This window comes from Streptomyces sp. NBC_01012, from assembly GCF_045162755.1.
Classification (GTDB): Bacteria; Actinomycetota; Actinomycetes; order Streptomycetales; family Streptomycetaceae; genus Streptomyces.
In genome coordinates, this window is record NZ_CP108688.1 from 6,639,500 (window position 1) to 6,653,070 (window position 13,571).

General features: G+C 69.4%; 14 protein-coding genes and 6 tRNA genes. 12 read left to right on the plus strand and 8 right to left on the minus strand.

What is annotated here, in order from left to right:
* Window positions 1-141 precede the first annotated feature (141 nt).
* Complete coding sequence (locus OG623_RS29680; protein ID WP_406150646.1) at window positions 142-1,491, plus strand: OFA family MFS transporter; 1,350 nt, start codon at window positions 142-144, stop codon at window positions 1,489-1,491.
* A 151-nt stretch (window positions 1,492-1,642) separates the two neighbouring features.
* On the opposite strand, the gene OG623_RS29685 is transcribed toward OG623_RS29680, so the two are convergent.
* The 5 genes from OG623_RS29685 to OG623_RS29705 form a co-directional block, all read right to left on the minus strand.
* Window positions 1,643-1,717, minus strand: a tRNA-Val gene (locus tag OG623_RS29685).
* A 24-nt stretch (window positions 1,718-1,741) separates the two neighbouring features.
* Window positions 1,742-1,813 (minus strand) — tRNA-Val (locus OG623_RS29690).
* 19 nt (window positions 1,814-1,832) lie between these two features.
* Window positions 1,833-1,904, minus strand: a tRNA-Val gene (locus tag OG623_RS29695).
* A 1-nt stretch (window position 1,905) separates the two neighbouring features.
* Window positions 1,906-1,979 (minus strand) — tRNA-Cys (locus tag OG623_RS29700).
* A 37-nt stretch (window positions 1,980-2,016) separates the two neighbouring features.
* Window positions 2,017-2,089: transfer RNA gene (locus OG623_RS29705), tRNA-Gly, on the minus strand.
* Window positions 2,090-2,297: 208 nt separating this feature from the next.
* Between OG623_RS29705 and OG623_RS29710 the strand changes: the two genes are divergently transcribed.
* The 3 genes from OG623_RS29710 (at window position 2,298) to OG623_RS29720 (ending at window position 5,158) form a co-directional block, all read left to right on the plus strand.
* Complete coding sequence (locus OG623_RS29710; RefSeq protein ID WP_406150647.1) at window positions 2,298-3,353, plus strand: chorismate-binding protein; 1,056 nt, start codon at window positions 2,298-2,300, stop codon at window positions 3,351-3,353.
* Window positions 3,350-4,174 carry an aminotransferase class IV gene (locus OG623_RS29715; RefSeq protein ID WP_406150648.1) on the plus strand — a complete coding sequence of 275 codons (825 nt, stop codon included), beginning with the start codon at window positions 3,350-3,352 and terminating at the stop codon, window positions 4,172-4,174. The genes OG623_RS29710 and OG623_RS29715 overlap by 4 nt, the downstream gene beginning before the upstream one ends.
* Before the next feature lie 141 nt (window positions 4,175-4,315).
* Window positions 4,316-5,158 (plus strand): GNAT family N-acetyltransferase, encoded by an 843-nt coding sequence (locus OG623_RS29720; RefSeq protein ID WP_406150649.1) that lies wholly within the window; start codon window positions 4,316-4,318, stop codon window positions 5,156-5,158.
* Window positions 5,159-5,175: 17 nt separating this feature from the next.
* Here the strand turns inward: OG623_RS29720 and OG623_RS29725 are convergent, their stop codons facing one another.
* Window positions 5,176-5,691, minus strand: coding sequence for a DsbA family protein (locus OG623_RS29725; protein ID WP_406150650.1), 516 nt, complete (start codon window positions 5,689-5,691; stop codon window positions 5,176-5,178).
* 154 nt (window positions 5,692-5,845) lie between these two features.
* On the opposite strand from OG623_RS29725, the gene OG623_RS29730 reads away from it, so the two are divergent.
* The 3 genes from OG623_RS29730 (at window position 5,846) to OG623_RS29740 (ending at window position 7,950) form a co-directional block, all read left to right on the plus strand.
* Window positions 5,846-6,334, plus strand: a complete 489-nt coding sequence (locus tag OG623_RS29730; protein WP_406152067.1) for a hypothetical protein — start codon at window positions 5,846-5,848, stop codon at window positions 6,332-6,334.
* Between the two features lie 250 nt (window positions 6,335-6,584).
* The gene (locus tag OG623_RS29735) at window positions 6,585-7,604 is read left to right on the plus strand and encodes a LacI family DNA-binding transcriptional regulator (RefSeq protein ID WP_406150651.1); all 1,020 of its coding nucleotides are present in this window, start codon (window positions 6,585-6,587) and stop codon (window positions 7,602-7,604) included.
* A 190-nt stretch (window positions 7,605-7,794) separates the two neighbouring features.
* Window positions 7,795-7,950 (plus strand): hypothetical protein, encoded by a 156-nt coding sequence (locus OG623_RS29740; RefSeq protein ID WP_362890326.1) that lies wholly within the window; start codon window positions 7,795-7,797, stop codon window positions 7,948-7,950.
* A 75-nt stretch (window positions 7,951-8,025) separates the two neighbouring features.
* Here OG623_RS29740 and OG623_RS29745 read toward each other — a convergent pair whose 3' ends face one another.
* Together OG623_RS29745 and OG623_RS29750 are read right to left on the minus strand one after the other, a co-directional pair.
* Complete coding sequence (locus OG623_RS29745) at window positions 8,026-8,583, minus strand: CGNR zinc finger domain-containing protein (RefSeq protein WP_406150652.1); 558 nt, start codon at window positions 8,581-8,583, stop codon at window positions 8,026-8,028.
* Between the two features lie 441 nt (window positions 8,584-9,024).
* Entirely contained in the window at window positions 9,025-9,438 is a 414-nt protein-coding gene (locus tag OG623_RS29750) for an SsgA family sporulation/cell division regulator (RefSeq protein WP_003959770.1), read from the minus strand.
* A 190-nt stretch (window positions 9,439-9,628) separates the two neighbouring features.
* Between OG623_RS29750 and OG623_RS29755 the strand changes: the two genes are divergently transcribed.
* The 5 genes from OG623_RS29755 to OG623_RS29775 all read left to right on the plus strand — a co-directional run bounded on the left by OG623_RS29755 (window position 9,629) and on the right by OG623_RS29775 (window position 13,568).
* Window positions 9,629-10,084: a TIGR02611 family protein gene (locus OG623_RS29755; RefSeq protein ID WP_406150653.1), complete on the plus strand. Its 456-nt coding sequence runs from the start codon at window positions 9,629-9,631 to the stop codon at window positions 10,082-10,084.
* Window positions 10,085-10,138: 54 nt separating this feature from the next.
* A tRNA-Val gene (locus tag OG623_RS29760) sits at window positions 10,139-10,210 on the plus strand.
* 211 nt (window positions 10,211-10,421) lie between these two features.
* Window positions 10,422-11,708 (plus strand): ABC transporter substrate-binding protein, encoded by a 1,287-nt coding sequence (locus OG623_RS29765; RefSeq protein WP_406150654.1) that lies wholly within the window; start codon window positions 10,422-10,424, stop codon window positions 11,706-11,708.
* A gap of 10 nt (window positions 11,709-11,718) precedes the next feature.
* Complete coding sequence (locus OG623_RS29770) at window positions 11,719-12,711, plus strand: carbohydrate ABC transporter permease (RefSeq protein WP_406152069.1); 993 nt, start codon at window positions 11,719-11,721, stop codon at window positions 12,709-12,711.
* Window positions 12,708-13,568 carry a carbohydrate ABC transporter permease gene (locus OG623_RS29775; protein WP_406150655.1) on the plus strand — a complete coding sequence of 287 codons (861 nt, stop codon included), beginning with the start codon at window positions 12,708-12,710 and terminating at the stop codon, window positions 13,566-13,568. The genes OG623_RS29770 and OG623_RS29775 overlap by 4 nt, the downstream gene beginning before the upstream one ends.
* The last annotated feature ends 3 nt before the right edge of the window (window positions 13,569-13,571 follow it).

Consider the following 13,571-nt stretch of genomic DNA (forward strand, 5'->3'; position numbering starts at 1 on the left):
CCGGCCCGCCGAAACGGCGGTGCAGCGACGCGGGTCCGGGCCCGTGCCAGGACCCGCGTCGCATACGGGTATTGCATACGGTCGACGAACTTCGGTTCATGATCTAGTCATGGCCATATCTCATGCCTAGAGTGCGGGTGCATGAACTTCCTCGACAGGTCCCGAACTGTCGCGCCCCCGGGGTGGAGCCGCTGGCTCGTACCGCCCGCCGCGCTCGCCGTGCACCTCTCCATCGGCCAGGCCTACGCCTGGAGCGTGTTCAAGCCTCCGCTGGAATCCGCTCTCGACCTCTCGGGCACCGCCAGTGCACTCCCGTTCCAGCTGGGCATCGTCATGCTCGGCCTCTCGGCCGCGTTCGGCGGCACCCTCGTCGAACGCAACGGCCCACGCTGGGCGATGTTCGTCTCGCTCGTCTGCTTCTCCTCCGGCTTCCTCGTCTCCGCGCTCGGCGCCGCCACCGGCCAGTTCTGGCTCGTGGTGCTCGGCTACGGCTTCATCGGCGGCATCGGCCTCGGCATCGGCTACATCTCTCCGGTCTCCACCCTCATCAAGTGGTTCCCCGACCGCCCCGGCATGGCGACCGGCATCGCCATCATGGGATTCGGCGGCGGCGCGCTCATCGCCTCACCCTGGTCCACCGGGATGCTGGAAAGCTTCGGCGCGGACCGTTCGGGCATCGCCACGGCCTTCCTCATCCACGGCGTCGTCTACGCGGCCTTCATGGCGCTCGGCGTGTTCCTCGTGCGGGTGCCGCCGGACGGCTGGCTGCCCGACGGATGGCAGCCGAAGCAGGAGACCCGCAGGCTCGTCACCAACGCCCAGGTGTCCGCCCGCAACGCCCTGCGCACCCCGCAGTTCTGGTGCCTGTGGGTGGTCCTCTGCATGAACGTCACCGCGGGCATCGGCATCCTGGAGAAGGCCGTGCCCATGATCCAGGACTTCTTCGCGGACACCTCCACCCCGGTGTCGGTCTCCGCCGCGGCCGGCTTCGTCGCCCTGCTCTCGCTGGCCAACATGGGCGGGCGCCTGCTGTGGTCCGCCACCTCTGACCTCATCGGCCGTAAGAACATGTACCGGATCTACCTGGGCGTCGGCGCGCTCATGTACGTGGTCATCGCACAGCTCGGCGACAACTCCAAGCCGCTCTTCATCTGCTGCGCGCTGGTGATCCTCTCCTTCTACGGCGGCGGGTTCGCGACCGCGCCCGCGTATCTGCGGGACCTCTTCGGCACGTACCAGGTGGGCGCCATCCACGGACGGCTGCTGACCGCGTGGTCCACGGCGGGCGTACTCGGACCGCTGATCGTCAACCGGGTCGCGGACGCGGGGGAGCGGGCAGGACACAGCGGCCCCAGCCTCTACACGACCTCCCTGACGATCATGATCGGGCTGCTGATCGTCGGCTTCGTCGCCAACGAATGCATCCGCCCTGTCCACGCACGCTTCCACGAGACATCGGAAGGGGCCCCTCGTGTCCACCAGCAGTCGTAAACCGCTCATGGTGTTCGTCTGGCTCTGGGTCGCCGTGCCGTTCGGCTACGGGCTGTACGAGCTCGTCCGCAAGGCCACCCAGCTCTTCACCGGCTGACCCGCACCCGCCCACGACAGAACCCCCGGTCGTCGAGACGACCGGGGGTTCGGCTGGTGCGCGATACTGGGATTGAACCAGTGACCTCTTCCGTGTCAGGGAAGCGCTCTCCCGCTGAGCTAATCGCGCAGGGCTGACCCTGCGTGTACTGCGTGCGCGATACTGGGATTGAACCAGTGACCTCTTCCGTGTCAGGGAAGCGCTCTCCCGCTGAGCTAATCGCGCGGGGGTCCTTGCGGACCGGTGGACGATACTGGGATTGAACCAGTGACCCCTTCCGTGTCAGGGAAGTGCTCTCCCGCTGAGCTAATCGTCCTTGGAGGTGGAGACGGGATTTGAACCCGTGTAGACGGCTTTGCAGGCCGTTGCCTCGCCTCTCGGCCACTCCACCAGGGATGGGGGTTCGGGAAGATCCCCCACCTTCTGCGAGCGGACGACCAGGTTCGAACTGGCGACCTCAACCTTGGCAAGGTTGCGCTCTACCAACTGAGCTACGTCCGCTTGTCTTTCCCGGTCGGCTTGCGCGTCCCGGTGACGTGTTGAACTCTAGCGGATTCCGGGGCCAGCACAAAAACGCGTTTGTGCAGCGTGCTGCGCCACCGCCGCCCGCCGCAGGTCACCGCCCGCCGTCACGAGGGTCGTCGTGCGCAGATCCGCCAGGCGTCGCAGGCCAGGCGGGACTCTGTGGACGCGGCCTAGACTCGGTCCCGTGCGCCACCTCGCCCCCCTTGCCCGCTTCGGTGGCCTCGTCGCCTCCGGGTTGCTCGATGTCACCAGCGACCCCAGCGCTCTGGAATCCTCCGGTTTCTGGGCGGTATGTGCTGATTTCGAGGGCCGTCTTGTCTGCGCCCGCTTCGCCACCGTCCGGTCGGAGGAGGTCCCCCTCCCCGTGCCCGGAGCCTGGCGAGGACCCGCCCCCGACGACTGGACGTCCTCCCTCGACCAGCACGCCTACATGGCCGGCGTACGGCGGATCCGTGAACACATCGCGGCAGGCGAGGTCTACCAGGCCAACCTCTGCAGGGTCATGTCCGCGCCGCTGCCCGACGACGGGGCCGCCGACGTGGACGCCCTCACCGCACTGCTCGCCCGCGGCAACCCGGCGCCGTACGCGGGCACGATCCGGCTCCCGCGGCACGGGGTGGAGATCGCCACCGCGTCCCCCGAACTCTTCCTCGCGCGCGACGGCCGGACGGTCGAGTCAGGGCCGATCAAGGGCACCGGGCGCACCGAGGCCGACCTGTTGGAGAAGGACCACGCGGAGAACGTGATGATCGTGGACCTGGTCCGCAACGACCTGGGCAGGGTCTGCGCCCCCGGCAGCGTGAGCGTTCCCGGTCTCTGTGCCGTGGAGAAGCACCCGGGGCTCGTCCACCTCGTCTCCACCGTGCGCGGCCGGCTCGCCGAGGGCGGCGGGTGGCCGGAGCTGCTCGGCGCGGCGTTCCCGCCCGGGTCCGTCACCGGTGCGCCCAAGTCCAGCGCGCTGCGGATCATCGAGGCCCTGGAGACCGCCCCTCGCGGACCGTACTGCGGGGCGGTCGGCTGGGTGGACGCCGACCGGGGCACCGCACAGCTCGCCGTCGGCATACGGACCTTCTGGATCGACCGCACAGGGCCCGGTCCCCTCCTGCGCTTCGGCACCGGAGCGGGCATCACCTGGGGATCCGACCCGGCCCGTGAATGGGCCGAGACCGAGCTCAAGGCCTCCCGACTGCTCGCTGTAGCGTCGGGCAACCACCAGGAAGCAGGAAGGACCGCGTCATGAGGATCTGGGTCAACGGCGGACTGCGCGACGCCGATGACGCCCGGCTGTCCGTGCTCGATCACGGGCTGACGGTGGGGGACGGCGTCTTCGAGACGGTCAGGGTCGCCGGGGGCCGGCCCTTCGCCCTCACCCGGCACCTCGACCGGCTGACACGCTCGGCCAGGGGCCTGGGCCTGACCGATCCCGATCACGACGAGGTGCGTCGCGCGGTGAAGGACGTCATCGGGGCAGCGGGACCCATGGAGCTCGGCCGGTTGCGGATCACCTTCACCGGGGGCCTCTCCCCGCTCGGCTCCGACCGTGGCGACGCCGGCCCCAGCCTCGTCGTCGCGATGGGCGAGGTGACGCGCCGCCCCGACAGCACGGCCGTGGTCACCGTCCCCTGGACGCGGAACGAACGCGGCGCGGTCACGGGCCTGAAGACCACCTCGTACGCCGAGAACGTCGTCGCTCTCGCGCGCGCCCACGAGCGGGGCGCGTCGGAGGCCCTGTTCCCCAACACCGCAGGCCGGCTCTGCGAGGGCACCGGATCCAATGTGTTCGTCGTCCTGGACGGCCGGATCCACACGCCTCCCGTCACCTCGGGGTGCCTCGCCGGGATCACCCGGGCGCTCACCGTGGAATGGACGGGCGCACAGGAGACCGACCTGCCGCTGGACGTGCTGGAACGAGCCGACGAGATCTTCCTGACGTCCACGCTCCGCGACATCCAGGCCGTCCACCGGGTCGACGGGCGGGAACTGCCCGGCGCCCCGGGGCCGGTGACGGCGAAGGCCGTGCGGATCTTCGACGAGCGCGCCGCGGACGATCTCGATCCCTAGGGTCTTTCGTTTGGATCATGCCGGGCTCGCGGGGTGATCCAAACGAAAGATCCTAGCCCGGCCCACCGCGAGCGCGGTCAGGGGCGCCGGAATCCGTAAAGAGGGTGACCGGTCGGCCCTCCGACGGGTACAACACTCTGAATGACCACGACCATCCGGCCGGCCGGGCCGGTACAGCAAGGCGCCGACGGCGCGCGGGCTCGCACGTACGACGTGTGCGACAACGGGCGGCCCGTGGGCGCCGTCGACATCTCCACCGACCCGGCGTTCGGGCCTTCGGCGGGCATACTCCGGTCGCTCGACATCGAGGAGGCGCACCGCGGGCGCGGACGCGGGACCATCGCCGCGCTCGCCGCAGAGGAGGTGCTGCGCGGCTGGGGCTGCACCCAGGTCCGCCTGGTGGCCCCCGCGGACAACGGCGCCGCGCGGGCCCTGGCGACCGTGCTCGGCTACACCGAGCGCAGCCGGAACATGCTGAAGACCCTCCGCAGGACCGCCCCCGCGCTGCCGGCCGGGGTCTCCGGGCGTCCGATGACGGAGGAGGAGTTCGCCGCGTGGGAGGCCACCAGCGCCGAGACGTACGCGCAGGAGTGGATCGAGCGCGGTGTGCCGGAGGAGCAGGCCCGGCGCAAGACCGAGACGGACCAGGCCACGGCCCTGCCGGACGGCCTGGCCACCCGTGGCATGTACTTCCATGTCCTCGTCCACGACGGCGCGGTCGTCGGCCATGTCTGGGTGGCCAGGCGTGAGGCGCCGGACGAGGACAGCGACGACCTCGGCTACGTGTTCGACGTGGAGGTACGCGACGAGTACCGGGGGCGCGGGTACGGCAGGGCGCTGATGCATCTCGCGGAGGACATCACGCTCGACGCGGGCCTGGGCCTGCTCGGCCTGCATGTCTTCACGTCCAACACGCCCGCGCTGCGGCTGTACGAGTCGCTCGGCTACGAGGTGCAGCGGTACAACCTGGCCAAGGCGCTCTGAGCGCATCGACCCGCAGCTCAGTCCTGGCCGGCGAGCAGGCGGTCGGCGATCTCCTCGATGCGCGCGCGCAGCCCTTCCTGGCTCTTCCCGCCGTCCAGCCGCTCCTCACCGATCACATACGTGGGGGTGCCGGTGACGCCGATCGCCTTGCCCTCGGCCTGGTCCGCGTCCACGATCAGCAGATGCCGTCCGTCGATCAGGGCGGTGTCGAACTCCTCGGCGTCCAGGCCGAGTTCGCCCGCCACCTCGACCAGCAGGGGCTCACCGGCACGGGCCAGGTCCGCGGTCCTGGCCAGGACCGCCTCGATGTACGGCCATCCCTTGCCCTGGACGACCGCCTCCTCGGCCGCCTGCGCCGCGGCGTACGCGTGCTTGTGCTTCTCCAGCGGGAAGTGGCGCAGCCGGACCTCCAGCCGGTCGCCGTAACGGGCGCGCAGGGCGTGGATGTCGGAGAGGGCCCGATGACAGTCGGGGCACTCGAGCTCGCACCAGAGGTCGAGGACGACCGGCGCTGCGGAGGGGGAATCGCTCATGACGTCAGTCTTCCAGGCCGGTCCCTCGCTTCCCAAACGGCACCTGGGGACGACCGCAGCCCTGAAATGTCCCTGATGTGGTCCCACGGCGTGGCTTCCGGGACGGTCGTCGGTGCAGGATGGAATGGACGTATCCCGATTGCTGGAGGCCCCGATGCTTGCCGAGACGATCTGTTCCGCGGTGTCGGCGGCCGGTTTGGGCATAGCCGCGATCACCGCCTACCGGAAGCGGTTCCTCGCGGCGACCCGTATCGCCGCCTACTCGCTGGTGCCCGTCGGACTGGTGATGACCGGTGTCGTCGAGTGGGTGTCGGGCATCGTCTTCAAGCCGAGTGTCTGGCTCGGCTTCGGGCTGCTGGCCGTGGCCTGGCTGCTCTTCATGACCACGCGCGCGGTGGAGCGCCGCAGCGGCTCGACCCGTAAGGAGCGCAGGGCCGCGCGTGCGGCGGAGCGGGGCGCCGCGGTCGAGCCGGCCGCTTCCTCACCCTCGCTGACCTCCGGGCCGGGAGTTGTGGCGACGAGCCCGCAGCCGCAGGAGAGGCAGAAGCAGACGCAGGACAGGCCGACGAAGAAGCAGCAGGCCGCCGCGCCGGGCGAGGACTTCAGCGACATCGAGGCCATCCTGAAGAAGCACGGGATCTGACCGGCGGACCGGCGGACCGCGCCGTCCGGGCTGCTGCGGCGGCGGGGCGTGAATCGGGTATGAATCGATTCATGCCCCGCCGTGCGTGACGGGGTGCTCCTGTGCGTGCAAGGACCTCGGTATATTCGGGTCAGGGCGCGGGTTGCGGCGCCCGATCTTGACGGTGTCCCGGGGATGCGGTTAGCGTCCCGAGCGGATTGAAACAATTCAACGCGGCGGCGTGGCCGGATGCAGCAGTGGGGCAGGGCAAGTGGGGCGTGTGGCAGGGATCAAGGATGTGGCCCGGCAGGCCGGAGTCTCGGTGGGTACGGTCTCCAATGTGATCAACCGCCCCGACGCGGTGCTCCCCGACACCCGGGCCCGAGTGCTGGCGGCGATCGAGGAACTCGGATACGTACGCAGTGAGTCCGCCAGGCAGCTCAGGGCGGGCCGCAGCCGCATCATGGCCCTGCTCGTGCTGGACATGGGCAACCCGTTCTTCGTCGATGTCGCCCGCGGTGCCGAGCGTGCGGCGCGGGACGCCGGTCTGGGCGTGATGGTCTGCAACAGCGGCCAGAGCCCGGAGGAGGAGGCCGAATATCTCGGGCTCTTCGCCGAGCAGCGGGTCTGCGGGGTGCTGGTCACCCCCGCCGACGCCACCGGCGGCAACCTCGAGGCCTTCGCCCGCCACCGGATCCCCTACGTCCTCGTCGACCGGGTGGCGTCGTCCACCGACAGCTGCGCCGTCTCCGTGGACGACGTACGCGGCGGCACGCTCGCCGTCGGGCACCTGGTCTCGGCGGGCCACCGCTCCGTCGCCTATGTGAGCGGGCCCGGTGATCTCCACCAGATCAGGGACCGCCGCGAGGGAGCCCTCGCGGCGCTCGCCGAGGCGGGTCTCGGCCCCGAGGCGCTCGTGGAGATCCCCTCGGACCGCCTGGACGTGGCGGCAGGGCGCGACGCCGGGGCCAGGCTGCTCGGGCTCGTACCCCGGCCGACCGCGGTGTTCTGCGCCAACGACCTGCTGGCGCTCGGCGTCCTCCAGTCGCTCTACGCCGCCGGTGTGCGGGTGCCGCAGGACGTCGCCATCGTCGGCTACGACGACATCGAGTTCGCCGCGGCAGCCGCCGTACCCCTCACCTCGGTCAGACAGCCCGCCGTGGTGATGGGCAGGATGGCGGCCGAGCTCCTGCTGGAGGAGGCGGACGACGAGGCCGGCGGCCACCGGCACCGCAGCGTGGTCCTCCAGCCCGAACTCGTCGTACGCGCATCGAGCGCCGCCCCGCGCTGACCCCGGCTTCTGTCCCGGCGATCGGACCGGGCGGGCCGAGGAGGTTCCCCTGTCGAGGTGCGAGGCGCGAACGCATGCGGGATCTTCGGACGCCGGAACGATTCCGTTCATCCTGGAGAGGTCGAACTCGCCCCGCGAAAGGGTTCGTTGATCGCCAACAGGGGCGGCTCTGAGTCATGATCGCTACGAGATGGTGGACACATCCCGGGGCGACGTCCCCGTACCCCCCGCCGAAGAGCCGCGTGGCTGCCTCTTCGCGCTTTCCCAGCCGCCGCTGATGATTTTTCTGACCGTGGTCGGCGGCCTGCTGTTGATGGCCGCACTGCACGATCTGTTTCTGCTGTGAGCGGCCGCCCTGCCCGGATTCCCACCGGCCCGCTGGGACGCCCGCCTCCCGTGGGACAGGCGGCGTACGGACGGTTCAGCGAGCCGCTTCGCGGCGTCTGGCCCGGTAGGCGGCCACATGGAGCCGATTGCCGCAGGTACGGCTTGAGCAGTAGCGGCGGGACCTGTTGCGCGACAGGTCGACGAAGGCGTCCCGGCAGTCCGGGGCCTCGCACCGCCGCAGCCGGTCCTGCTCACCCGCCACGACGATGAAGGCCAGGGCCATGCCGCAGTCCGCCGCGAGGTGGTCGGCGACGGAGGCGTCCGGCGCGAAGTAGTGGACGTGCCAGTCGTAGCCGTCGTGGTCCGTGAGCTGCGGGGTGGTGCCGGCCGCGGCCACCAGGGTGTTGACGAGGTCCGCGGCCGTACGGGCGTCGGGCGCGGCGAATATCTCCGCGAACCGGGCCCTGACGTCGTGCACGGCCCGCAGGTCCTTGTCGCCGAGCTCCCCGACGCCGCTCACGCGATGGCGTTCCGCGAAGGCGTAGAGCGCGGTGAGCTCGGCGAGCCCGTCGCCCGTGTCGTCGTCCGGTGCGGTGTTCACCAGATCGACCACCGTTTCGAGGGCGATCCGGGTGTCGTGTGGGATCAGCACGCTTCGCTCCCTGGCCTCCGGCGGACGGGTGTCCGCCGATGCGGGCTGACTCTACTGGCTCGGCGAGGGCATCCAGGGGCCGGTGCGGGCCCGGCGGGGGAGTGCGGCCCCTTTTCCTGGCCGGTCGGTGCCGTCGGAGCGTGCGGGGCGTCCTGGTGGCCCGGGAGGCCCTTCCGGCGGCAGAGGCGAGGTGCGTGGTGCGTATGAGGCGGATGGTGCCCGGCCGGCCCGCCGCTCCCGCCTGGCCGACCCTGCCGCTCCCGCCCGGCCGCCCCCCCGCTCCCACCCAGCCCCGCCGCTCCAGTTCCGCCCGCTCCCGCCCGCAGCGCGGCGCCGCCGCCGCGGTGGGTTCCGCGGCGACGGCGCCGGTGTGCCCTATGAGGTTGTCCGCGCTACGCCGTCTCCCCGAGTCGGACGGCGTCCCGCAGCTCTCTGCCTGGCTCAGCTCTCGGCCAGGATGTGCGAGAGCTCCGTATCGAGGTCGAAGTGACGATGCTCGGTGCCGGGCGGGACCGCGGCGTCGGTCCTTTTCAGGAACGACTCCAGGGCTCTCGCCGGGGCTTCCAGCAGGGCTTCGCCCTCCGGGGAGCTCAGCGCGATGCATACGACGCCTTGGCCGTGACTACGTGATGGCCAGACGCGGACGTCTCCGGTGCCGGTGGGCCGGTGCAGCCCCTCGGCAAGGAGGTCACGGGCGAAAACCCATTCGACCGTCTCCTCCGCTCCGGTGTGGAAGGTGGCGTGCACGGCATAGGGATCGGCCGTGTCATACCGCAGGCCCGCGGGTACAGGCAGTGAGGACTCGCTCGACACAACGAGGCGCAGGTGCAGCTCGCAGCTGACCGTGGTGTTCATAAGCGCCAGGGCCTTTCGCTCAGTGTGCGCTCGGGGATTCGCACGTCGGCGAAATCGACATGCCACCTACGGTGCCGTTGTAAACCCCTCTGACCTATTTGTGATGCTTCGGGTCGCTCGTCCAGGGGTGTGTAACTTTGGGTCATGCGTCCATTCCAGTGACGATCACGCTTCCGGTAGGTTGGCCTTCATGAACGCGGAGAGTGACGAGCGGGACGAGGTCGCCGCGACGCCGGCCCCCGGTTCCGACGCGGGGGACGGAGGCGCGGCGGAGCGTGAGCTCGGCTCACGGGCGCCCGGGTTCATCCGGGCGTCGAGGGTGCTTCATCTGAGCTGGCAGGTGGGGATCTTCGTCGTCGGCCTGGCCGTCGTCGGTGCGGGCATCGTGATGCTGCCGCTGCCCGGCCCCGGGTGGCTGGTGATCTTCGGCGGTATGGCGATCTGGGCGACCGAGTTCGTCTGGGCGCAGCTCGTCCTGCGCTGGACCCGCCGCAAGGTCACCGAAGCCGCTCAGCGCGCGCTCGATCCGAAGGTCAGGCGGCGCAACATCATCCTCACCACGGTGGGGCTCGTGATCATCGCGGTGCTCGTCGGGATCTACGTCTGGAAGTTCGGCGTGGTGATGCCGTGGAAGATCGAGCAATGACCCGCTGATGGTCCCGTGGCGCCGCTGACATGGGGTAATGTGTGCCGTGCGCCGGGGCGATTAGCTCAGTGGGAGAGCGCTTCGTTCACACCGAAGAGGTCACTGGTTCGAACCCAGTATCGCCCACCCCGGATCGATGGCCCGGAAGCTTCCGAGAAGCTTCCGGGCCATCGGCGTTCTCGCATGCCTCCGTCGCTGCCGCATCACATTCTTGTTCGACCTGTCGTCGGGCCGTCGAAATTTCGTCCTAACCGTTGACGCGCCCCTCGGTGCTCCCTACTTTGACCCGGCAAGCGCTTTCTAAAACGATTCAATGTCGACTGGGTGGGGGCGAGCTATGTCTCGGAACAACGGCATGGACCGGCGGCAGCTGCTGAAGCTCACCGGCCTCTCGGCGGCCGGTCTCGGGCTGACCGCGGCCGGCTGCGGCTCGGGCGGCAGCGGTTCCGGCGGTCAGGTCACCATCCGGCACGCGTGGTGGGGCGCGGACGACCGCGCGAAGAAGGTCCAGCAGTGCGTCGCCCTCTTCGAGAAGAAGCACCCGAAGATCAAGGTGAAGACGGACTTCCAGCAGTACGCGGACTTCTGGAAGAAGTTCAACACCCAGGCGGCCGGTGGCAACCCGCCGGATGTCATCCAGAACGCCGTGACCTTCCTGCGCAAGTACGAGGCGAAGAACGTCCTTCTCGACCTCAAGCCCCAGGCGGAGAAGGGCAACCTCGATCTGGACGGCTTCCGCGCGGGGCTGGAGAAGTTCGCGGAGATCGACGGCAAGCTGACCGGTGTCCCGGTGGGCAGCAACTCGATGGCCCTGGTCATCGACGAGCGGGCGTACGAGAAGGCGGGTGTCACGCCGGAGATCGGCTGGACCTGGGACGACTGGTACGCGGGCCTAAGGAAGATCAAAAGTGGCCAGGGGCTGGCCGGTGACTCGGGACCGCACGGCGTGATGTACCTCTACGACCTGATACTCCGCCAGAACGGCAAGGCCTTCTTCACCGAGGACGGCATGGGCTTCGGCGAGGCCGAACTCCTGCCCTACTGGACCGAGGCGCTCGCGCGGGTGAAGGCCGGGGTCTACACCGACCCCAACAAGGTCGAGCAGATCAAGCCCGCCCTCGCGCTCGCGAAGGGGCTGTCCGCGAGCGAGTTCAACTGGGACAACTTCTCCGTCCGCTACAGCGCCGAGGGCAAGGGCTCGTACGGCCTCGCCCCCATACCCAGCACCGACGGCGGGAAGACCGGCCAGTATCTCGGCTCCCTGATGCTGAGCGGCACGGCACGCACCAAGCACCCGGCCGAGGTCGCGGTCTTCATCAGCTTCATGACGCAGGACCCGGAGGTCGCCCGGATCATGGGCTACGACCGAGGAGTCCCCGCCACCACCGCCCAGTTCGAGGCCTACCGGCCCACCGACGCGCCGAACAAGGCGATCGCCGAGTACGAGACGAAGATCGCGGACGCGGGTCTGCTGGAGCCCATCACACCGCACCCGGCAGGCGCCGATGTCGTCGAGGCCGCCTTCCTGCGCATCGGCGGAGACCTGTCCCTGGGCAAGGCATCGCCGAAGGACGCCGTGAAGCAGTTCTTCTCCGAGGCGAAGACCGCCCTCGCCTCGAACTGAGAGGACCGTGGTGACTCACATCCACCCCTCACCGGGCGTGCTCGCCGCCGAGGGCGACCGCTCCGGGACCGAGCGGAACGGCCGCGGCGCAGATGCCCCGTCCGCGGACCCGCCCCGGCGCGACCGGGGCGAGAACCTGGCCGGCTATCTGTTCATGTCGCCCTGGATCGCGGGCTTCCTGCTCCTGATCGCCGGGCCGATGGTGGTCTCGCTGTACCTGTCGTTCACCGAGTACAACCTGTTCGACGCGCCACGCTGGATCGGCCTCCAGAACTTCTCCGACATGTTCGCCGACCCCCGCTGGCGCCAGTCGGTCAAGGTCACCTCCTGGTACGTGGTGATCGGCACCCCGGTCAAGCTGGCCGCCGCGCTCGCCGTCGCGATGCTGCTGTCGCAGAAGCGCTGGGGCCAGTCCTTCTACCGGGCGGCCTTCTACGCGCCCTCCCTGATCGGCGCGAGCGTCTCGGCGGCCATCGTCTGGCGCGCGCTGTTCTCGGACGATGCGATCGTCGACCGTACGCAGAAGGTGTTCGGCGTCGACGTCGGAGGCTGGATCGGCGACCCCGGGATGATCATCTACGCGCTGATCGCCCTCACCGTCTGGCAGTTCGGCGCGCCGATGGTCATCTTTCTGGCCGGCCTCAAACAGGTGCCGCGTGAGCTGTACGAGGCCGCCGAGGTGGACGGCGCGGGTCCCTGGCGCAGGTTCTTCAGCATCACCCTGCCCATGATCTCGCCCGTCCTGTTCTTCAACGTCCTGCTGGAGACCATCCACTCGTTCCAGATCTTCGGCTCGGCCTACATCGTCAGCAACGGCAGCTGCGGCCCGGCCGACGCGACGCTCGTCTACACCTGCTACCTGTACGAACAAGGCTTCGTGAACAGCCGCATGGGCTTCGCCTCGGCCATGGGCTGGCTGCTGCTCCTCGCGGTCGGCCTGGTCACCGCCGTGCTGTTCCGGTCCCAGAAGCGCTGGGTGCACTACGAGGAGGGTGGCCGATGAGCCTCCACCACACAGCCGTACGGCGCCGGGGGCCCGGCGCGCTCGCCTGGCACCTGGGCGCGCTCGTCATCCTCGCCGTGGTCCTCTACCCGGTGGTGTGGACCATCGGGGCCTCGTTCAAGCCCAGCTCCGAGATCATCGGCGGCCTCGACCTGTTCCCGGCCGACCCCATCGGCGACAACTACGCCCGGCTCACCGAGGGCATCGCGGACATCCCGGTCTCGACGTTCTTCCTGAACTCCGCCTACATCGCCTTCGGTTCCGTGATCGGAGTGGTGCTGTCCTGCTCGCTGACCGCCTACGCCTTCGCGAAGGTGCGGTTCGCCGGCCGCACCATCATGTTCGCCGTGATGATCGGCACGCTCCTGCTGCCGTACCACGTACTGATCATTCCGCAGTACGTCCTGTTCCAGAAGCTGGAGCTGATCAACACCTTCACCCCGCTGCTGATCGGCAAGTACCTGGCCACCGACGCCTTCTTCGTCTTCCTGATGGTGCAGTTCATGCGCGGCCTGCCCAGGGAACTCGACGAGGCGGCACGGCTGGACGGCTGCGGACATCTGCGGACCTACTGGTCCGTCGTCATGCCGCTCTGCCGTCCGGCGCTCGTCACCAGCGCCATCTTCACGTTCATCAACGCCTGGAACGACTTCATGGGGCCTCTGCTGTATCTCAACGAGCCGGACAAGTACACCGTCTCCATGGGGCTGAAGATGTTCATCGACCAGGACGCGGTGGCCGACTACGGCGGCATGGTCGCCATGTCGCTGGTGGCGCTGCTCCCGGTGCTGGCCTTCTTCGTGGCCTTCCAGCGGTATCTGATCGACGGCATGGCCACCTCGGGTCTGAAGGGCTGACAC